This window comes from Paraburkholderia gardini (assembly GCF_907164545.1).
Classification (GTDB): domain Bacteria; phylum Pseudomonadota; class Gammaproteobacteria; order Burkholderiales; family Burkholderiaceae; genus Paraburkholderia; species Paraburkholderia gardini.
In genome coordinates this window covers 20,750-40,822 of record NZ_CAJQZB010000007.1, presented here as the reverse complement: position 1 = coordinate 40,822, position 20,073 = coordinate 20,750, and the positions used below count along the sequence as shown (strand labels likewise).

Below are 20,073 nucleotides of genomic sequence, written 5' to 3'. Positions count from 1 at the left end.
CACACTCTGGAGGTCTCATGAAATTGATGCACACCGCGTTTGCTGGCATGGCTGGCGCACTTTTCGCGATCACAGCGCACGCCACCGACATCACTGGCGCGGGCAGCACGTTTGCAGCACCGATCTACACGAAGTGGGCGGACGCCTACGCGAAGACGGGCGGCGGCAAGGTCAACTATCAAGGTATCGGTTCGTCGGGCGGCATCAAGCAGATCGTTGCGAAGACGGTCGATTTCGCCGGCTCGGACGCCCCGCTGAAGGACGACGAACTCGCGAAAGACGGCCTGTTCCAGTTCCCGACGGTGGTCGGCGGCGTGGTCCCGGCTATCAACGTGCCGGGCATCAAGGCGGGTGAACTGACGCTGTCGGGCGAAGTGCTCGGCGACATCTATCTGGGCAAGATCAAGAAGTGGAACGATCCGGCAATCGTCGCCTTGAACCCGAAGGTCAAGCTGCCGGATACCGACATTGCCGTGGTTCGCCGCGCCGACGGTTCGGGCACGACCTTCATCTGGACGAACTATCTGTCGAAGGTCAACGCAGACTGGAAGTCGAAGATCGGTGAAGGCGCAACGGTCAACTGGCCGACGGGTACGGGCGGCAAGGGCAACGACGGCGTCGCGGCCTTCGTGCAACGTCTGCCGGGCGCAATCGGCTACGTGGAATGGGCGTACGCGAAGCAGAACCACATGACTTACGTCGCCATGAAGAATTCGACGGGCACCGTGGTCGAGCCGAAGACGGAAACGTTCAAGGCCGCGGCAGCGGGTGCAGACTGGTCGAAGTCGTTCTACCAGATCCTGACGAACGAGCCGGGCAAGGACGCATGGCCGATCGTCGGCGCAACCTTCGTGCTTCTGCACACCACGCAGGACAAGGCGCCGCAAGGCACGGAAACGCTGAAGTTCTTCGACTGGGCGTTCAAGAACGGTACCCAGGCTGCAAACAATCTGGACTACATCTCGCTGCCGGATTCGGTGACGGCTGAAATCCGCACGCAGTGGAAGTCGAAAATCAAGGACGCCTCGGGCAAGACGCTCGCGGATTAAACTGTATCGTCTGACGATGTTCCCGCCTGGCCTCGTGTGAGGCCAGGCGGTTTTGCAGTACGGCTGTGGCGGCATCGTGCCGCGCAGCTTCAGGAATCACAGGCTCTCAAGGCTGACATGTCCGACCTTCCTCTAGCATCTGGCTCGCCTCAGGCCAGTGCGCCCCGTTCGAATCCGCCTGGCAGCGAGGCGCAGCAGAAAGCGCCCAGTCGCGCCGGCGACGTCATTTTTGGCGGTCTCACGCGTGCGGCCGCTATCGTCACCTTATTGCTGCTCGGTGGCATTATCGTGTCGCTGATCGTGGCCTCGATGCCCACGATCCAGAAATTCGGCCTGAGCTTTCTCTGGACCTCCGAATGGGATCCCCCCAGCGAGAAGTTCGGCGCGCTCGTTCCGATCTACGGCACGATCGCCACATCGGTCATCGCGCTGATTATCGCGGTGCCGGTGAGCTTTGGCATCGCGCTGTTCCTGACCGAGCTCTCGCCCGCGTGGCTGCGCCGGCCGCTCGGCATCGCGATCGAACTGCTCGCCGCGATTCCGTCGATTGTGTACGGCATGTGGGGTCTGCTGATTTTCTCGCCGATCTTCGCAGAGTACTTCGAAAAGCCGCTAGGTCATCTGCTGGGCGGCATTCCATATCTTGGCGCGCTCTTCAGCGGCCCGCCGATCGGCATCGGCATCCTGTGTGCCGGCGTGATTCTCGCGATCATGATCATTCCGTACATCGCGTCGGTGATGCGCGACGTGTTCGAAGTCACGCCCGTGCTGCTGAAGGAATCGGCGTACGGCATCGGCTGCACCACATGGGAAGTGATGTGGAAGATCGTGCTGCCGTTCACGAAGAGCGGTGTGATCGGCGGCGTGATGCTCGGCCTCGGTCGCGCGCTGGGTGAAACGATGGCTGTCACGTTCGTGATCGGCAACACCAATCTGCTCGACAACGTGTCGCTCTTCTCGCCGGGCAACAGCATCACGTCCGCGCTCGCCAACGAGTTCGCCGAAGCGAGCCCGGGTCTGCACACGTCGGCGCTGATGGAACTCGGCCTGATCCTGTTCGTGATCACGTTCATCGTGCTGGCGATCTCAAAGCTCATGTTGCTTCGCCTCGAAAAAGCGGAGGGCGCGAAATGAGCCAGCCTCTGAACATCATGCCCGGTTCGACCGATGGCGCTGCGCTCGAAGCGATGCGCAAGCGCCTGCAACGGCGTCGCCGCGCGACCAATGCGGTCGCGCTGACGCTGTCGCTCGGCGCGATGGCGTTCGGTCTCCTGTGGCTGATCTGGATTCTGTACACCACGCTGCATCTGGGCGTCGGCGGTCTGTCGGTGGAGCTGTTCACGCAGTCGACGCCGCCGCCGAACACCGACGGCGGCGGTCTCGCGAATGCGATCGTCGGCAGCCTGATGCTCGTGCTGCTCGCCACCTTCATCGGCACGCCGATCGGCATTCTGGCTGGCGTCTATCTCGCGGAATACGGTCAGAAGGGCTGGCTTGCGGGCATCACGCGCTTCATCAACGACATCCTGCTGTCGGCGCCTTCGATTGTTGTCGGCCTCTTCGTGTACGCGCTGATGGTCGCGAAACTCGGGCATTTCAGCGGCTGGGCGGGGGTGGTTGCGCTTGCGCTGCTGCAGATTCCGATCGTGATCCGCACGACCGAAAACATGCTGAAGCTGGTGCCGAACGCGTTGCGCGAAGCCGCCTTCGCACTCGGCACGCCGAAGTGGAAGATGGTGATGTCGATCACGCTGAAGGCGTCGATCGCGGGCATCGTGACAGGTGTGCTGCTGGGCGTCGCGCGGATTGCCGGCGAAACGGCGCCGCTCCTCTTCACGGCGCTGTCGAACCAGTTCTTTACATGGAACATGAACCAGCCGGTTGCCAACCTGCCCGTCACGATCTTCAAGTTCGCGATGAGTCCGTTTGCGCAATGGCAATCGCTCGCATGGGCGGGTGTGTTCCTGATCACGCTCGGGGTGCTTGGTCTGAACATCCTCGCGCGCACGATCTTCTCGAACAAGTAATGAGTTACGGCGGAGTCATCCGATGAACATGGCAGAAAGTCACCTCAACACCGCCGCGCGTTCCGCGGCGCCCGCCGGCTCCGGTCCCGTGGAGGGCGACAACGCGCTCGCGCCGGGCGCGCCGAAGATCGAGGTCAACGACCTGAACTTCTTCTACGGCAAGTATCACGCGCTGAAGAACATCAACCTGCGCATCCCCGAAGGCAAGGTGACCGCGTTCATCGGGCCGTCCGGCTGCGGCAAGTCCACGCTGCTGCGCACGTTCAACAAGATGTTCGCGCTGTATCCGGAGCAGCGGGCGGAAGGCGAAATCCTGATGGACGGCGAAAATCTGCTCACGTCCAAACGCGATATTTCGTTGCTGCGCGCGCGCATCGGCATGGTGTTCCAGAAGCCGACGCCGTTTCCGATGTCGATTTACGACAACATCGCGTTCGGCGTGAAAATGTTCGAGACGCTGTCGCGCTCGGAAATGGACGATCGCGTGGAATGGGCGCTGACGAAAGCGGCGCTGTGGAACGAAGTAAAGGACAAACTCGGCCAGAGCGGCTACGGCCTGTCCGGCGGCCAGCAGCAACGCCTGTGTATCGCGCGCGGCATTGCGATCCGTCCGGAAGTGCTGCTGCTCGACGAGCCGTGCTCGGCGCTCGACCCGATTTCGACGGGCCGTATCGAGGAACTGATCGCGGAACTGAAGAGCGATTACACGGTGGTGATCGTCACCCACAACATGCAGCAGGCCGCGCGTTGTTCGGACTACACTGCCTATATGTACCTTGGCGAACTGATCGAGTTCGGCGACACCGAAAAGATCTTCATCAAGCCGGTCCGCAAGGAAACGGAAGATTACATTACCGGCCGCTTCGGCTGATTGCGCGGCGCACGTCACCGCACGGCGAACACAAGCGAAGCACAAGAGCGCAATGCAGCGCGCACCAGGAGCAAGACATGTCCGACAAACACCTCTCCAGCCAGTTCGACGCCGATCTGAATCTCGTTTCATCGAAGGTGCTCGAAATGGGCGGCCTTGTTGAATCGCAGATCGTGAAGGCGATGGAAGCGCTGAACAACTTCGACCTCGATATCGCCGAGCAGGTGATTGCCGCCGAAGAGCGCCTGAACAAGATGGAAGTCGATATCGACGAGGAATGCAGCAACATCATCGCGCGCCGTCAGCCGGCCGCGCGTGACCTGCGCCTGCTGATCGCGATTTCGAAGACCATCACGAATCTAGAACGCGCCGGCGACGAAGCCGAGAAGATCGCGAAGCGCACGAAGCGTCTGATGGAAGACGGCGCATCGCGCACGATCAACATCGCCGAGATCAAGCTGTCGGGCGAAATGGCCGTGACGATCCTGCGCCGCGCACTCGATGCGTTCGCGCGTCTCGACACGGTCGCCGCCGCGCAGATCGTGCGCGACGACAAGGCGATCGACGACGAATTCCGCGCGTTCGTACGCAAACTGATTTCGTACATGACGGAAGATCCGCGCTCGATTTCGGTCGGCCTCGATTTTCTGTTCATCGCGAAGGCGATCGAGCGGATCGGCGATCACTCGAAGAACATCGCCGAGTTCATCATTTACATCGTGAAGGGCACGGACGTGCGACACAAGTCGCGCGACGCGCTCGAACGCGAAGCGCTTAGCTAACCCCGTCACAAGGATACAGAGGTGCCGATGCCCAGCAGCATTCTCGTCATTGAGGACGAGCCCGCTATTTCCGAACTGATTTCGGTCAATCTTCAGCACGCGGGACATTGTCCGATCCGCGCGTACAACGCAGAGCAGGCGGCGAACCTGATCAGCGACGTGCTGCCCGATCTCGTCCTGCTCGACTGGATGTTGCCGGGCAAGTCGGGCATCGCCTTCGCACGCGACCTGCGCAACAACGAGCGCACGAAGCACATTCCGATCATCATGCTGACCGCGCGCGGCGATGAGCAGGACAAGGTGCTCGGCCTCGAAATCGGCGCCGACGACTACGTCACCAAACCGTTTTCGCCGAAGGAACTGATGGCGCGGATCAAGGCCGTGCTGCGCCGCCGCGCGCCGCAGCTGACCGAGGATCTCGTCGCGATCAACGGCCTGAAGCTCGACCCGGCGACACACCGCGTGGCCGCACACGCCGAAGGCAGCGAGATCAAGCTCGACCTCGGTCCGACCGAATTCCGTCTGCTGCATTTTTTCATGACGCATCCGGAGCGTGTGCATAGCCGCACGCAACTGCTCGATCAGGTGTGGGGCGATCACGTGTTCGTCGAGGAACGGACGGTCGATGTGCATATCAAGCGTCTACGTGCGGCTCTGAAGCCGGCCGGGTGCGATGCTATGATTGAAACGGTACGCGGCAGCGGTTACCGGCTTGCGAAAAGTGCCTGACCGTCGCGTGTGACTGGCAATACCGGGCAACATCGGGAACACCGGCAATCACGTGCAGCGCTGCGAGGGCTCCTTCGCGGTGCGCCTGAATCTCTCTTCGATCGGTAGAACATGAACGTCATCTGGGCGCGCTCCATCGTGTCGCTCGTGCTGCTCGCGATCGCATGCGTCGGCGTTGGCATGCTCGTGAACGTCGACGCGGCGCTGATTCTCGCGATCGTCGTGCTCGCCGCGCAAACGTGCTTCAGTACGTTTCACAAGCAGCGTCTGTGGCGTCTGCTCGACGCGCCGGTGTATGGCGAGGTGCCGAGTGCTCCGGGCGTCTGGGGCGAAATCTACTACCGGCTGCACAAGCTCGCGAAGCGCTGGCACGCGCAGGTCCGCCAGGTCGAGCAGCAGCATTCGCGTTTTATCCAGGCGATCCAGGCGTCGCCGAACGGCGTCGCGATGCTCGACGATCACGATCAGATCGAGTGGTGCAACGCGATCTCCGAAGTGCATTTCGGTCTCGACGCGAAGCGCGATCTGCGCCAGCACATCACACACCTCGTGCGTCAGCCGGACTTCGTCAAATACCTGAACTCGCATCTCTATGACGCGATGCTGATCATGCGCGGCATGGGCGAAAAGCGTCAGAACGTGCTTTCCGTACAGGTGTTTCCGTACGGCGAGAATCGCAAGCTCGTGCTGTCGCAGGACATCACCGAACTCGAGCGCACCGATGCGATGCGGCGCGACTTCGTCGCGAACGTTTCGCACGAACTGAAAACGCCGCTTACCGTGCTTTCGGGTTTTCTCGAGACGATGCGCGAGTTGCCGCTCTCCGAGGCAGAGCGTTCACGCTATCTGGAACTGATGGAACAGCAGGCGTTGCGGATGCGGCATATCGTGAGCGACCTGCTGGTGCTGGCCACGCTCGAAGGCGACAACAAGCCGCCAGGCGAGCAGATGATCGACATGCGCGCGGTGCTCCGTCATGTGCAGGACGACGCAGAAAACCTGTCGGGCGAGCGGCACGTCATCACGTTCGATATCGACGAAGGGCTGACGGTGACGGGCGTCGAAACCGAAATCCTGAGCGCGCTCGGCAACCTCGTGACGAACGCGATCCGCTATACGCCGGATGGCGGCAAGATTCACGTCGACTGGCGGCCGAACGGCGGCAGCGCGGTGTTTTCCGTCACCGATAGCGGTCTTGGTGTTCCGGCGACGGATATTCCGCGCCTGACGGAGCGGTTCTATCGCGTCGATCGCAGCCGCTCGCGCGATACGGGTGGCACCGGCCTCGGGCTTGCCATCGTCAAGCACGTGCTGCAACGGCACGACGCGCAACTGGAAGTGAAAAGCGAAGTGGGGCGCGGCAGTACCTTCACGGTGCGCTTCCCGGTGTCGCGCACGGCGCGGCGGCAACCCGCGCCGGTCTGAACCGCAGGCGCGAGCCCGGCAGCACCGGGGCGGCACCGCCCCGATCACCCTATGAACAGAAGCGCGTGAGCAGGCTCATCTGCGCATTTCGCGACGATTTCCCCGGACGGCGGCGACGGTAATGGCCGTCGCTTTGCATCAGCCACGCCGTCTGGTTGTCGCCGAGAAACGCCGAAAGGCCTTCTGCGATCACACGCCGTTTCAGGCGCCGGTTGTTGACCGGAAACGCCACTTCGACGCGGCGGAAGAAGTTGCGATCCATCCAGTCCGCGCTCGACAGATAGACCTGCTCCTCGCCGTTCGCATAGAAGTAGTAGATGCGGTGATGTTCGAGAAAGCGTCCGACAATCGAGCGCACCGTGATGTTCTCCGACAGCCCTGGCACGCCCGGCTGCAATGAACACACGCCGCGTACGATCAGATCGATTTTCACGCCCGCCCGCGACGCCTCGTACAGCTCCGTGATGACCGTCGGTTCCAGCAACGCATTCATCTTCGCGACGATGCGTGCCTTGCGGCCCGCGCGCGCATGATCGGCTTCGACGCGGATCGCCTCGACGAGCTTCGGATGCAGCGTGAACGGCGATTGCCACAGCTCGTGCAGCTTCAGTTCGCCGCCGATGCCCGTCAGTTGCTGAAACACGTGATGCACGTCCTCGCAGATTCTCTGGTCAGCGGTCATCAGGCCGAAGTCGGTATAAAGCCGTGCCGTGCGCGGATGATAGTTACCCGTGCCGAGGTGGGCATAGCGCTTGAGCATCGACTTGCCGTTCACCGAGACGCGCCGCACGATCAGCATCATCTTCGCGTGACACTTGTGGCCGACCACGCCATACACGACGTGCGCGCCTACCGCTTCGAGCTGCGACGCCCAGTTGATGTTCGTCTCTTCATCGAAACGCGCGAGCAGTTCGACGACCACCGTCACTTCCTTGCCGTTGCGCGCGGCCTGCATGAGCGCGTCCATCAGCGGCGAATCGGTGCCGGTGCGGTAGATCGTCTGCTTGATCGCGACGACGTTCGGATCTTTCGCCGCCTGCAACAGCAGTTCGAGCACCGGCTGGAAGCTCTCGTACGGATGATGCAGCAGCACATCGCCCTGATCGATCACATCGAAGAGGCTCGCGCTGTTGGCAACCTGCCTCGGAATGGCCGGAATGTGCGGGACGAACTTCAGATCGGGCCGGTCCACCATCTCGGGCAACTGCATCAGCCGCACGAGATTGACCGGGCCGTCGACGAAATAGCAGTCTTTTTCGGAGAGTTCGCTTTCGTCGAGCAGGCGGCGCGCGATATGCGCAGGCGTTTCCGCTGACACTTCGAGGCGCACCGCGTTACCGAGATGTCGTGCGGGCAGTTCGCCCTGCAGCGCGACACGCAGATTGGTGATTTCGTCTTCATCGACGAAGAGCTCGCTGTTACGCGTGATCCGGAACTGGTTGCAGCTGCGCACGATGAGGTTCGGGAACAGTTCGTTCACGAAGCGTTGCAGGAGCGAACTGAGCAGCACGAAGCCGTGCGGATAACCCGATAGTTCCTGCGGCATGCGCACGAGCCGCGGCAGCGCGCGTGGCGCCTGCACGATGCCCATCATCGCCTGGCGGCCGAACGCGTCCTTGCCCTCCAGTTCGACGACGAAATTCAGGCTCTTGTTCAGCACGCGTGGAAACGGATGCGCGGGATCGAGGCCGATCGGCGTCAGCACTGGCAGCAGCTCGTCGAAGAAGTAATTGCGCGCCCATTCGGTCTGCGCCTCGTTCCACGCTTCGGTGCCGTGGAAATAGATGCCTTCTTCCTCGAGGGCGGTAAGCACGGTGTCATGCAGCATCGTGTACTGGCGATGCACGAGTTTCTGCGCGCGCTCGACCACGAGGTCATACACGTGCTGCAGCGACATGCCGTCGGGCGAGAGCGCGCCCGGGTTGTCGCGCATCTGCTCATGCAGGCCCGCCATTCGGACTTCGAAGAATTCATCGAGGTTGCTGCTGGTGATACAGATAAAGCGCAGGCGTTCCAGCAGCGGCACGGCGGGGTCCGCGGCTTGCGCCAGAACTCGCTCGTTGAAACCTAGAATGCCCAGTTCGCGATTCAGAAGAGGGTAGCGGATGGACATCGGCAGCGAGAATGGATTGTCGGTTAGTAACTCGAAAGGACGCTCGGAAATTCTCACAGTATGATGACGTTCTTATGACATTCACGAATGTCATGAATTTTACGCCGTATCGGCTGCCTGTCGTGAATTCGACCCAGTGTATATGGGACCATGGCGCACCCACAACCGCGAGGGGTGACATCGTGAGGACCAGTACGCTTAAAATGGCGTCTTTGAACACTGCGGCAGCCAGTATGGACGCCGCACTCGCGCGCATGGAGTCCGCCCAGTCGATGGTCAATACGCCACAACTCCTCGCCGCCGTGGACATGGGCTCGAACAGCTTCCGTCTGATCGTGGGCCGCGTCGAAGAAACCGGGGCAGGTAGCCAGATCTACCAGGTCGATGCGCTACGCGAAGCCGTGCGGCTCGCCGCCGGTCTGTCCCGCGACAAGATGCTCGACCGCGCGTCGCAGGTGCGCGGCTGGGACGCGCTGAAGCGTTTCGGCGAACGCCTGCGCGATTTTCATCCCGACCACGTTCGCGCGGTCGCCACCAACACGCTGCGCATCGCCAAGAATGCGGACGAATTTCTGGTCGAGGCTGAAGCCGCGCTCGGGTTCCCCATCGAAGTCATCGCCGGGCGTGAAGAGGCGCGTCTCATCTATGCCGGTGCAGCACACTCCGTGCCAGCGAACGCCGGACAGCGGCTGGTGGTGGACATCGGCGGCGGCTCGACGGAATTCATCATCGGCTCGCACTACACGCCGATCCGCATGGAGAGCCTGTACATCGGGTGCGTGAGCCATAGCCGCACGTTTTTTCCCGCAGGCAATGTCGACGATTACACGATGCGTCAGGCCGAACTCGCCGCGCGACGTGAAATCCAGATCATCTCGAGCGACTACAAACAGACCGGCTGGGACCAGGCGATCGGTTCGTCGGGTACGGCGCGCGCGCTGGCCGAACTTGTCGAAGCAAACAATTTCAACGATCCAGGCGTCACGCACGGCATTTCGCGCGGCGGCCTCGAAAAGCTCAAGCGTGCGCTGATCAAGGCGGAAAACGTCAACCGGCTGAAGCTCGTCGCGCTGAAGGCCGACCGTATTCCGGTGCTGGCGGGCGGTCTGTCGATCATGATCGCGGTGTTCGACGAGCTTGGCATCGATTACGTCGACACGACCGACGGCGCGTTGCGTCTCGGCGTGCTCTACGACCTGCTGGGGCGCTCGCAGCACGAAGACATGCGCACGGTCACGGCCGAAGGCTTCATGCGGCGCTACGGCGTCGATCGGGCGCAGGCGGGGCGTATTGGCGAACTCGCCGTGCGTTTCTACGACCAGCTTCACGAAGACGATGCCGAGCGCCGCGCGGAGAACCGCATGTTTCTCGGCTGGGCTGCCGCGCTGCATGAAATCGGACTGTCGATTTCACACAGTGCGTATCACAAGCACTCCGCGTATATCGCGAGCAACGCGGACATGCCGGGTTTTTCGCGCACCGACCAGGCGCGGCTCGCGGCGCTCGTGCTCGGTCACGCGGGCAAGCTCGGCAAGCTGTCGCAGACGCGCGAAGTGGAATGGCCGTTGCTGTTCTGCCTGCGGCTCGCGTCGCTGCTGTGCCGCCGACGTGCCGACGTCGGGCTACCCGGCATTTTCGTCACGCAGGCGAACGGCGGCTACGAGGTGCGTCTGCCGGGCGAGTGGGTCGCGAACAATCCGCTGACCGACTACAGCCTGATTCAGGAAGCCGCGGAGTGGGAGAAGGTTGGGATTCCGTATCGCGTCGTTTATACGGACGATTGAACCGCGCGATGCGCGTTCCGTCACGGCGGAAACGCGTAGCTTCAACGTAAAAAAACCGGCCGGCTGTGCGATCAGTCTGCCGGTTTTTTGGTCCGCTGTCACTGTGCGCCGGACTGGCGCTCAGCGCGACAGCATGTCGCCGAGAAAATGCTTGGCGTAACGCGCGTTGATGTCCGACAGACGGAAGAGCGTGAGGAAGTCGGCCGTGTTGAAGTCAGGATCCCATGCCGGCGCGCCGCAGATTTTCGCGCCGAGACGCAGATAGCCTTTGACGAGCGGCGGCGGTGCGACGTCGACACCCGTCTGGAGTTCGTCGACCGGCAGCGGTGTGTGCGGGAACGCGCGATACTCCGGCGCGGTGAGCGCGTTCTCGCGCAGCGAAACATACAGGTTCGATGCGTAATGCCCGCCGTCCGCCATCGACACGCTCGCGCAGCCGAGCATCGTCTCGTAGCCGTTCTGCATCATGTACGCGGCGAGTCCACCCCACAGTGACATGATGACCGAGCCGCTGCGGTAATCGGGATGCACGCACGAGCGGCCCACTTCGACCATCTTCGAGCGCAGATGCGTGAGGCGCGATACGTCGAATTCGCTTTCCGCGTAGAGGCGGCCGATGCGCGCGGCCTGATGCGGCGGCAGCACGCGATAGGTGCCAACCACTTTCAGCGTATCGAGATCGCGTACCAGCAGATGATCGCAATATGAATCGAACAGGTCGACGTCGAGGCCGGCGGGGCCGGAGAGACGCGCACCCATTTCGTCGGCGAATACACGGTAGCGCAGACGCTGTGCCTCGCGGAGTTCTTCGTCGGTCCTCGCCCACGTGACACGCAGGCGATGCTGCGCGGTGACGGTTTCTTCGGCGCGCGGCAGACGGCGGCGCGATTCGGACAGGATCGAAGCGAAAGGCAGGGTAGGCGTCGGCAGTTCTCGCATGGGGCGTTCCTGGTGAAAAAAGGAGGAGTCCGTTTTTCCGCCAATGTAGTAACGCCGGGTGACGCTCGCATGGCAATGCGATGACGATTCCATGACGTGTCGTAAGCACGCCGCGTGGAGATTGTAGGGATCAGAGCAGATCCGGGCTCATCACGGCGCGCAGGACGACCTGCCCGTCGCCGGCGCGCTCGCGGTTTTCGAGCCACCAGAGACCGGCTTTCTTCACTGGCCAGCTCGATGCGTTGCCGGACAGCAGCAGCGCCGCAACCTGGCCGAGCGTCGGTTGATGACCGACGATGACGACTGTCGGCGCGATGCCCCCGGGCCAGCCGGCGGCGGCGAGCACGTCGCTTGAATGTGCGCCTGGCGCGAGTTCGCGCACGACGCGATACTGGTCCGTCAACGGCTCGACGGTTTGTACCGTGCGCGCGGCGGGGCTGACGAGAATGACGGCGTCGTCGTCGAGGCGCGCGCGCAGCCATTTCGCGATGCCTTGCGCCTGCTTGCGGCCACGGACGGTGAGTTGCCGCGCGAGATCGCTCGATGCGACGTCTTCGGCTTCGGCGTGCCGCCAGAGGATGAGGTTCATCGTCGTCTCCTGTCGGCCAGAGTTCGTGCTTTAGCGCGTTACTCTGGTCCCATGCAAGATGGTTGTCTTGAGATGATGCGCCAGGTGTATGCGGCCTGCCGCGACTTTCGCACGTTCGCGCCGCACGCGGCAAGGCGAAGTTTCACTGCGTCCGGCGGGATTAAAGATTGACGGGGTATCGCCACCCCGATAGAATCTCGGATTCGTCGGAGCGTAGCGCAGCCTGGTAGCGCATCTGATTTGGGATCAGAGGGTCGTAGGTTCGAATCCTATCGCTCCGACCACGAATAGCAGCAGACAGGCATTAAGCAAAAACCCGCGTCGCCGTCAGGCTTCGCGGGTTTTTGCTTTTTGGGTGCGAACAGGTTGCGGGCAGTGATCTGCCGACGGTCGTCATCGTTGAACCTGCGCGTCGCCGCTCAGATCCTCCCCATCAGCAGCAGCACGATCACCACGATCAGGACGATGCCGAGGATGCCAGTCGGCTGGTAGCCCCACGCTCGACTGTGCGGCCACGTCGGAAATGCGCCGATCAGCAGCAGGATCAGCACGATCAGCAGGATGGTTCCGATGGTCATTTCACGTCTCCTTGATATTGGCCGGGGAACATCGCGCCGCCGCGGATCCGATGCCAGGAGGGCAGGGTGGCGAGGCGATCGAACGGCTTTGCGGAGGGCCGCGAAGCCGCTCCATGCAACTTCGAGCAATCGATATGCCAAACCGCGTCGATGCCGCGTCAGCGCCGTTGCGGCTGGCTGTGACGCTGCTCATTCCCCATCAACATCGCACGACGTGGGTCCGTTGGCTGCATCTGAGGATTGTCGGGTGAAGGTATTTCCTGCACGCGCCGGTAACAAGGATGCACGCGTTAACCCTTGTTTTAGGGAGAACACACGGGTGCGAAGAAAGACGAACGCGGAGCCGGTTTGAACTGACGAGAAGTGACGTGCGCCAGATGAGCCGCGCAGCACCACACGCGCCAGACACTGGGGCGCGCAATGTCGGTGAGAATAATCGATGAGCGCGGAAGAACCTCTTCCGCGCGATGAGCCGACGCTCAACGTCTGCGATGCAGACGGTCCAGCACGTGATGTCCGGCGAGCCAGTGATGCAGCATGCCTTCACCGCTGTGTTCGCGCCGGTAGGTTCGCGATTCGAAGACCGATAGCGCGACCAGCACGAGCAGCCCGATGGCGAGGCCGATCAGCCCCGCAATTGATTCAGCGTCCATGGCAGCCTCCTTCGAAGATTGCAGCCATGTGTACATAGTAGGTCAGCCATCGCGAAGCGGGGAGTCATTGTGCACTGCACGCATGCCGTCAGCGAAAACGCGTTGCAGGTAGACTGTCAGACTTACTTCAACGACGTGCCAGGCAGGCGCGTCTCACGTTTTCCCTGTTTTCGAGAGTCCATGAATCGCACGATCCTGATTGCCCTGCTGTTGTCCGCCCTGACCGGTTGCACGAGCAACCCCAACGATCATCACAAGACACCACCCAAAGATCCGCAGGACTACCACGGCGTGCCGACCGACGACCGGCCGCCGTCGATGCTCGACACGCCCACTCCGTCGGACGTTCCCGCCGCGCCGAAGTGAGCGTAGCCCGTATCGTCTGACGCGGCGAACCGGGGCCGCGCTAAACCGCGCGCGCGGGCGCGATGCTCGCCGTCACGCGCGGCAGGTAGCGCAGCAACGTCGCGCCGCGGGCGAGCATGAAAACGAGCAGGGCGATCCACAGGCCGTGATTGCCGTACGGACCCATCAGCGCCCACGATGCGGCCACGAACACGGTCAGCGATGCGGCCATCGCTTTCATCAGTTCATGCGTGCGCGTCGCGCCGATGAACACGCCGTCGAGCAGAAAACCCCACACCGAAATCACCGGCGATAACGCGGCCCACGGCAGATACGTTTCCGCCGCGCTGCGCACGGCCGGCTGATCGGTCAGGCGCTCGATGATCCACGCACCGCCCATCCAGTAAGCGAGCGAAAAGCCGAGTGCGCCGAGCGTCGACCATAGCATCGTCACCTTGACGGCCTGGCGGAACGCGCTGCGCTCGCGCGCGCCGATCGCCGCGCCGACGAGCGCTTCCGCCGCGTGGGCGAAGCCGTCGAGCCCGTATGCCATGAACGTCTGGAAGTTGAGCAGCAGCGCGTTGGCGGCGAGCGTCGTATCGCCCTGGCGCGCGCCGAGATGCGCGAACCAGCCGAACGCGCCAAGCAGACAAAGCGTGCGCACGAAGATGTCACGGTTGATCGTGACGAGCCGTCTGAGCGCCGTCGCATCGACGAGCGACGCGCGATCGGGCGCGGGAAGTCCGCGCGGGCGCAGATGCCACAGGAGTGCGGCGCCGAGCACGAAGCCGAGCGCATCGGCGGTGGCCGTCGCGGCGCCAATCCCGGCGATACCCCAGTCGAACACATAGACGAAGAGCAGCACGGCGACGATGTTCACCGCGTTGATGAACACCTGCGTGAGGAGCGCGAGGCGCACGCGCTGTGTGCCGAGCAGCCAGCCGAGCACCACGTAGTTCGCGAGCGCAAGTGGCGCCGCCCAGATGCGCGCATGGCAATACACGCGGGCATGCAGCTGGACCGCTTCGCTGCCGCCGATCGCACGCAACGTATAACCGATCAGCGGCACCTGCAGCGCAAGCACCGCGGCGCCGATCACGAACGCGAGCATGAGCGCGCGAATAACGTTCATCCTCAGGCCCGCCGCATCGTTCGCACCGAACGACTGCGCGACGAGTCCGGTCGTCCCCATCCGCAAGAAGCCGAAGCCCCAGAACACGAAGCTGAAGAAGAGCCCGCCGAGCGCGACGCCGCCGAGATACGACGCACTCTCCAGATGACCGGCGACCGCCGTATCGACCGCGCCGAGGATCGGCTGTGTCAGATTCGCAATGACAATCGGAAAAGCGAGCGTAAGAACGCGACGGTGCCAGTGCACGGGAACGGCTTCGGCTTTGGTCGTTCCGTCGAGCGCGATGGTTTCAGCGTCCGCGACAGTTTCCACGGCGCTTGTCGCGATGGCATCGGGCTGCCCCGGCGTCGGCGATGCGCTGTCCGGCGTCGTCTTGCGTACGCCATTCGTGTCGCGCGTGCTTTCCGTGCCGTTCAACCGCGCTCCTGCACGCAGACCCACGGCGAGACGACGACCGCCCACAGGTCCGGGTCGCGGGCGGCGAAATCAGCGGCCGTTTCGGCCTGCACGCGTTCCACGAGGCCCGCCGAGAGCCATTGCGTGACCTGCGTGGCGTCGTCGCTGGCGATGGCTTCGGCGACGCTCACCAGGTCGAGATCGCGCACCACGCGCAGCAGCATGCCGCGCGCAAAGAAACGTTCGAGTTCGGGCCAGCCGATCTTCGCGGTTTCGGCGAGGAGTTTCAGATAGAGCGGGCTGTGCGTTGCGTCAGGGGAAGTCATGGGATATCGGGAAACGAGACGGGCGGCCGACACTATAAACCATCGTCACGGCGCCGCTTTGCCGCGCGCCGGATTGCGGGACCGGAAATTAACATCAGTTTTTATCCGCGGTTTAAACAATCGCGATGCCGTGGGCATTTAATCTGATCAAAGCAAAATACGCTGAAAATCGTAGTTCGCGCGATTGCATTTAGTCATTAAATCAATGGAAGGGTGCGCTTGCGCACCAAGGTTCAAACAGGCAGGTTATCGCAAAATAAATGGCCTGCGCCGCTTTTTGCAGTGGCCTTCGCAGCCTGCTGAACGGGTCGGCCCGGGCGACGTAGAAGCAGGACTGGTGCGGCATTCGAGGCATATCGGCATTGGCCGGGAAGGGGATGAAAATCCCATTGCAACGCAGCATTCAGGTTAGTTCGGCTTGCTAAATTGAGCGGGCCAGGTTTGCGCCGGTGTCACTCAGTGCGCCGAGTAACATTATTTGCACAATTAATCGATTGCGTCGGTATACGCGCGTTGCTAGATTTCGTTTCGGCGCATGGTGAACCGGTCCTTTGCCGATATGCGCCGAACCCCCGTTAGCCCGGCCTCGTGCCGGGCTCTTTTTATTGCGCAATCCGGCAATGATGCCGCGCTCGGACATCATTGCTTGCAGTGGATGACCATCGACCGGTTCTTGACGTTGGCACCGAAAATCCCTCCGAGCGAGCCGCCCGATGTGGCGCCGTTGTCGACGTCCTTCGAAATCACGTCGTACCCATACGCGCCACATGCTTCGCCAGCTTTTTTGTAGCATTCGCCCCAGCTTTCGCTGGCATCGCTGCCGCTGCAGTTGATCGCGAAGCCGGTGTCGCCGTTCGGCAGATACGTGAGCGTCGACGTGGTGGAGCAGCCCGCGAGGCCTGCGAGTGTCAGGACGGCCATTCCGGCCGCCTTGGCGAGTGCGCTTTTCATCGCAGATTTTCCTGTTTTCGGACGCAGCCGGTTGCCGCGCCCCTTGAGAATGGATCGTTCAGGGGCCCGCGGGGTTCCCCACGCGCCTGATCGACCGTCCACAAGGCCGCCGTTTGTTCAGGCGGAACCTTGCATCCGCCGTGCGTTGGGCACGGCAAACGATCCGCCGCCAGGTGCCTGACGACACCCACCGCAGCAAACGCGATGCCTGCATCGCGTTCAGCGGGGCGGCAGCGAACGGGCCGGGTCGATCGAACGGCTCTGGTAGCGCAATTCGAAATGCAGCATCACGTGATCGCTGTCCGTGTCGCCCATCTCGGCGATTTTCTGGCCTTGCGAAACCGCCTGGCCTTCCTTGACGACCAGCGCGCGGTTATGCGCGTAGGCGGTCAGATAGTCGCTGTTGTGCTTGATGATGATGAGGTTGCCGTAACCGCGCAGACCGTCGCCCGCATACACCACCGAGCCCGCCGCCGCCGCGACGACCGGCGTGCCGGCCACATTGACGATGTCGATGCCCTTCGAGTTCGCGCCGTCGAAGCGACGCGTGACGGTGCCCTGCGCCGGCCACACGAGCGCGATCGTCGAAGCGGGCGTCGCCGTCGGCGCGGGCGCGAGCGCGGTGGTACCGCGCGATGCCGTCGATCCGGACGAAGCCTGCGCGCTGCCCGAACCCGTAGCCGCGGTCGCGGTATTCGCGGGCGGCGCCACGCGTAGCACCTGGCCGGTTTCGATGGCGTTGGGATTGGTCAATCCGTTCCACCGCGCGATGTTCTGCACGGAGGTCCGGTTGCTGCGCGCAATGCCGGACAGCGTGTCACCCCGCTCGACACGATAGAACCCTGGCCCCACCGGAGCCGACCCGCACGCGGCGAGCACCGCGATCATCGATACGCAGGCGAGCCGTCTGATTTTTGTATGCAAACCTGGTCCTCACAAAACGCTGTCGCGCGTCGATCCCCGATCACACGCGCCAGTGGCAAAACAACCGATTCTAACGGTTTTGCATTGCAGCACCCCGAAACGCCGCGAACCGTTTGATCGCTCTCTAGCTGTTCGCGGCGACGCTGATTCGCAGCGAAGCGCTTTCCGTCGCGCCCGGCGCGAGCCAGCGCAGGCCGAAACCGTTATGGATGGCGTCGGGCAGTCCGAGCCACGGTTCGACGCAGTAGAAGTCGGATTCCGGCGCGAGCGTCCATGTCGTCACGGCGTACCAGGGAATCGAGCCCGGCCGCCGCAGGTCGATCGTGATCGTGCGGTTCAGCCCCGGCGCGACGATGCGCACCGGCTGGTCCGGCGTGCCGTCGAGCAGATGGAAGCGGTCGAGAATGCGTGCGTCGTCGAGCGTGTACCGCTCTTCGCCGGGCTCGGCCGCGCTGATCGATGCATCGGCCTGCTGGTGACGGCGCTGCGTCGGCGGCAGTTCGAGCGTGGTTTCGACCCGCTGCGTGTGCGGCAGCGCGAAGTAGAAATGGTGGCCCGCGTAGTACGGTAGCGCGGCGTCGCCGGTGTTGGTGGTGGTCAGCACCACGTCGAGCGTGTTTGCGTCGGCGAGACGGTACGTCGCCTCGAAACGAAAGCCGAACGGATACGCGGTGCGCGTGGCGTCGCTGTCGGTGAGCGTCATGGTGACGCCGTTGCCAGCCGCGTCCAGTTGCGCGGCGAACGGCAGGTCGCGGGCGAAGCCATGCATCGGCAGATCGCGCACGACGCCGCTGGCGTCGCGCCAGCGTCCGATCTTGCCGTCGACGAAATGCCGCGCGAGAAACGGAAACAGCAGCGGATTGCCGCCACGGACGCGGGCCGGGTCGCTCCAGTCGGCGTCGTCCGGCCAGAAAATCACTTGTTTGCCATCGATCTCCCATGACAGCAACCGGCCGCCTGCCTGCGGGGCGATACGAAGGAGGGCCGCGCCCTGCGCGATTTCGAGGATGTCCTGGTTCTGGAATATGGCCATGGTCGACGTTAAAACGCAGTTGGTTGAGTGAAAAGGATGGCGGCGCGCATGCTGCCGGTGGCCGATTTTGCGCTGCTTTGCGCTACGGGGAAACCCTTTCTCGGGAAATTGCGGGCGTGACTGCAAGAGCAGGCTTGCTGATAATCCGTAAAACAGGCCGGTCGGCAGACTGGCGGGTCGACAGTTCTGGACGGAGGATGCATGGATCTTGCGATGGCAATGGGCATAGCACTGATCGGCATGTTCGCCGGCAGCACCATCTACTTCTTCTACAAGGTCGAGCGCTAGAACGCACCGTTCGCCGCTCGAAGCGACGCGCGCGTCGCCTCCGGATCTTGCGAGAATCCACTCCAGGCCCGCTTTTGCGGGCCTTTTGCTTTCATTCGATTTACAGGTGTTTCAGGTTGTGACGCAGTGCGGCGGAAAAATGGGGGTATGTGCGGTTAACCCTTGGCTGTGCCGGGGTCGCCAGGCATAATCGGACGGCTTCCATGCGCGGGAGACGCATTCCCGCGCGATGTTTACCCCTTGAGAGGACCGCCGCGTGAACTTGTGGTTTCTGATTTTTCTGAGCGTGTTGCAGGGCGTCACCGAGCTTTTTCCGGTCAGCAGTCTCGGTCATACGCTCCTCGTGCCCGCATTGTTCGGCATGCATATCGACAAGCATGCGCCGCAACTACTTCCCTTTCTCGTCGCGCTTCACCTCGGTACCGCTTTAGCGCTGCTCTGGTACTTCCGCAAGCGGTGGATCGCGCTGATCGGCGGCTTCGTGGGTTCGCTGCGCGGCCGGCGTAACGACGACGGTCACATGATGTGGGCGCTCATCATCGGGACGATTCCGGCGGGTCTTGTCGGCCTCATTCTCGAAAAGCGGCTTGAGCGCGTGTTTCATGACCTGCGCATCGTCGCGATCGCGCTGATCGTGAACGGCGTGTTGCTATGGTTCGGCGACCGTCTGCAGCGCTCGCGTGTGCATCGCGCGCCGGAGAAGCTCACGTTCCGCCAGGCGTTCTTTGTCGGCCTCGCGCAGGTGGGCGCGTTGATTCCGGGTTTCTCGCGCAGCGGCCTCACGATGATCGCGGGCAACGCGGCCGGGCTGACGGCGGAAAAAGCCGCGGAATTCGCGTTCCTGCTCGGCACGCCGATTATTTTCGCAGCGGGCCTGCTCGAAATGCCAAAGCTCTTCCACGCGCCCGACCAGCTCGCCGACGCGCTGCTTGGCGGCGTCCTCACGGCGATCGCGGCGTATCTCAGCGTGCGCTTCCTGATGCGCTACTTCGAGGGCCGCGGCCGGCTGGCATCGTTCGGCGTGTATTGCGTGATTGCCGGCGCGCTGTGCCTTGGCTGGTTCATGCTGCATGCGCAGCCGGTGTAGAGGCGTTGCCGTCGCGTCGCGCGGCCATGGACCGGGCGGCCTGCGGCGATGC

The 20,073-nt window shown here is 62.8% G+C and carries 20 protein-coding genes and 1 tRNA gene; 11 read left to right on the top strand and 10 right to left on the bottom strand.

Annotated features, from left to right (window positions below):
- Positions 1-17: 17 nt before the first annotated feature.
- From pstS to phoR, 7 genes are all read left to right on the top strand, one after another.
- Positions 18-1,049, top strand: coding sequence for a phosphate ABC transporter substrate-binding protein PstS (pstS, locus tag LPA37_RS07415; RefSeq protein ID WP_228975466.1), 1,032 nt, complete (start codon positions 18-20; stop codon positions 1,047-1,049).
- A 117-nt stretch (positions 1,050-1,166) separates the two neighbouring features.
- Positions 1,167-2,183: a phosphate ABC transporter permease PstC gene (pstC, locus tag LPA37_RS07410; protein ID WP_228975464.1), complete on the top strand. Its 1,017-nt coding sequence runs from the start codon at positions 1,167-1,169 to the stop codon at positions 2,181-2,183.
- The gene (pstA, locus tag LPA37_RS07405; protein ID WP_229012164.1) at positions 2,180-3,076 is read left to right on the top strand and encodes a phosphate ABC transporter permease PstA; all 897 of its coding nucleotides are present in this window, start codon (positions 2,180-2,182) and stop codon (positions 3,074-3,076) included. Before pstC ends, pstA begins: the two co-directional genes overlap by 4 nt.
- A gap of 22 nt (positions 3,077-3,098) precedes the next feature.
- Entirely contained in the window at positions 3,099-3,947 is an 849-nt protein-coding gene (pstB, locus tag LPA37_RS07400; RefSeq protein ID WP_228975460.1) for a phosphate ABC transporter ATP-binding protein PstB, read from the top strand.
- 77 nt (positions 3,948-4,024) lie between these two features.
- A complete protein-coding gene (gene phoU / locus LPA37_RS07395) occupies positions 4,025-4,729 on the top strand; it encodes a phosphate signaling complex protein PhoU (RefSeq protein WP_228975458.1) in 705 nt (234 codons plus the stop codon).
- A gap of 27 nt (positions 4,730-4,756) precedes the next feature.
- Positions 4,757-5,458 carry a phosphate regulon transcriptional regulator PhoB gene (phoB, locus tag LPA37_RS07390; protein WP_228879101.1) on the top strand — a complete coding sequence of 234 codons (702 nt, stop codon included), beginning with the start codon at positions 4,757-4,759 and terminating at the stop codon, positions 5,456-5,458.
- Positions 5,459-5,569: 111 nt separating this feature from the next.
- Positions 5,570-6,883 (top strand): phosphate regulon sensor histidine kinase PhoR, encoded by a 1,314-nt coding sequence (phoR, locus tag LPA37_RS07385; RefSeq protein WP_228975456.1) that lies wholly within the window; start codon positions 5,570-5,572, stop codon positions 6,881-6,883.
- 49 nt (positions 6,884-6,932) lie between these two features.
- On the opposite strand, the gene ppk1 is transcribed toward phoR, so the two are convergent.
- Positions 6,933-8,996 carry a polyphosphate kinase 1 gene (gene ppk1 / locus LPA37_RS07380; RefSeq protein ID WP_228975454.1) on the bottom strand — a complete coding sequence of 688 codons (2,064 nt, stop codon included), beginning with the start codon at positions 8,994-8,996 and terminating at the stop codon, positions 6,933-6,935.
- A 233-nt stretch (positions 8,997-9,229) separates the two neighbouring features.
- On the opposite strand from ppk1, the gene ppx reads away from it, so the two are divergent.
- A complete protein-coding gene (gene ppx, locus LPA37_RS07375) occupies positions 9,230-10,780 on the top strand; it encodes an exopolyphosphatase (RefSeq protein ID WP_228975451.1) in 1,551 nt (516 codons plus the stop codon).
- A gap of 120 nt (positions 10,781-10,900) precedes the next feature.
- Here ppx and LPA37_RS07370 read toward each other — a convergent pair whose 3' ends face one another.
- Both LPA37_RS07370 and LPA37_RS07365 read right to left on the bottom strand, forming a co-directional pair.
- On the bottom strand, positions 10,901-11,719 hold the full coding sequence (locus LPA37_RS07370) for a GNAT family N-acetyltransferase (RefSeq protein WP_228975450.1): 819 nt from the start codon (positions 11,717-11,719) through the stop codon (positions 10,901-10,903).
- 130 nt (positions 11,720-11,849) lie between these two features.
- Positions 11,850-12,308, bottom strand: coding sequence for a SixA phosphatase family protein (locus tag LPA37_RS07365; protein WP_228975448.1), 459 nt, complete (start codon positions 12,306-12,308; stop codon positions 11,850-11,852).
- 207 nt (positions 12,309-12,515) lie between these two features.
- Here LPA37_RS07365 and LPA37_RS07360 point away from each other — a divergent pair.
- Positions 12,516-12,592: transfer RNA gene (locus LPA37_RS07360), tRNA-Pro, on the top strand.
- 135 nt (positions 12,593-12,727) lie between these two features.
- Here LPA37_RS07360 and LPA37_RS07355 read toward each other — a convergent pair.
- Positions 12,728-12,886 carry a DUF3309 family protein gene (locus LPA37_RS07355; protein WP_228975446.1) on the bottom strand — a complete coding sequence of 53 codons (159 nt, stop codon included), beginning with the start codon at positions 12,884-12,886 and terminating at the stop codon, positions 12,728-12,730.
- Positions 12,887-13,365: 479 nt separating this feature from the next.
- A complete protein-coding gene (locus LPA37_RS07350; RefSeq protein ID WP_228879086.1) occupies positions 13,366-13,539 on the bottom strand; it encodes a hypothetical protein in 174 nt (57 codons plus the stop codon).
- Between the two features lie 180 nt (positions 13,540-13,719).
- On the opposite strand from LPA37_RS07350, the gene LPA37_RS07345 reads away from it, so the two are divergent.
- Complete coding sequence (locus LPA37_RS07345) at positions 13,720-13,905, top strand: hypothetical protein (protein WP_228975444.1); 186 nt, start codon at positions 13,720-13,722, stop codon at positions 13,903-13,905.
- A 40-nt stretch (positions 13,906-13,945) separates the two neighbouring features.
- Here the strand turns inward: LPA37_RS07345 and LPA37_RS07340 are convergent, their stop codons facing one another.
- The 5 genes from LPA37_RS07340 to LPA37_RS07320 all read right to left on the bottom strand — a co-directional run bounded on the left by LPA37_RS07340 (position 13,946) and on the right by LPA37_RS07320 (position 18,646).
- A complete protein-coding gene (locus LPA37_RS07340) occupies positions 13,946-15,328 on the bottom strand; it encodes an MATE family efflux transporter (protein ID WP_407672498.1) in 1,383 nt (460 codons plus the stop codon).
- Between the two features lie 101 nt (positions 15,329-15,429).
- Entirely contained in the window at positions 15,430-15,738 is a 309-nt protein-coding gene (locus LPA37_RS07335) for a DUF2288 domain-containing protein (protein ID WP_228975442.1), read from the bottom strand.
- Positions 15,739-16,377: 639 nt separating this feature from the next.
- Positions 16,378-16,689, bottom strand: a complete 312-nt coding sequence (locus LPA37_RS07330) for a hypothetical protein (RefSeq protein WP_228975440.1) — start codon at positions 16,687-16,689, stop codon at positions 16,378-16,380.
- A gap of 219 nt (positions 16,690-16,908) precedes the next feature.
- On the bottom strand, positions 16,909-17,577 hold the full coding sequence (locus LPA37_RS07325) for a peptidoglycan DD-metalloendopeptidase family protein (RefSeq protein ID WP_228975698.1): 669 nt from the start codon (positions 17,575-17,577) through the stop codon (positions 16,909-16,911).
- Between the two features lie 160 nt (positions 17,578-17,737).
- Entirely contained in the window at positions 17,738-18,646 is a 909-nt protein-coding gene (locus LPA37_RS07320) for an aldose epimerase family protein (protein ID WP_229012163.1), read from the bottom strand.
- 544 nt (positions 18,647-19,190) lie between these two features.
- Here LPA37_RS07320 and LPA37_RS07315 point away from each other — a divergent pair.
- A complete protein-coding gene (locus tag LPA37_RS07315; protein ID WP_228975436.1) occupies positions 19,191-20,021 on the top strand; it encodes an undecaprenyl-diphosphate phosphatase in 831 nt (276 codons plus the stop codon).
- Positions 20,022-20,073 lie beyond the last annotated feature (52 nt).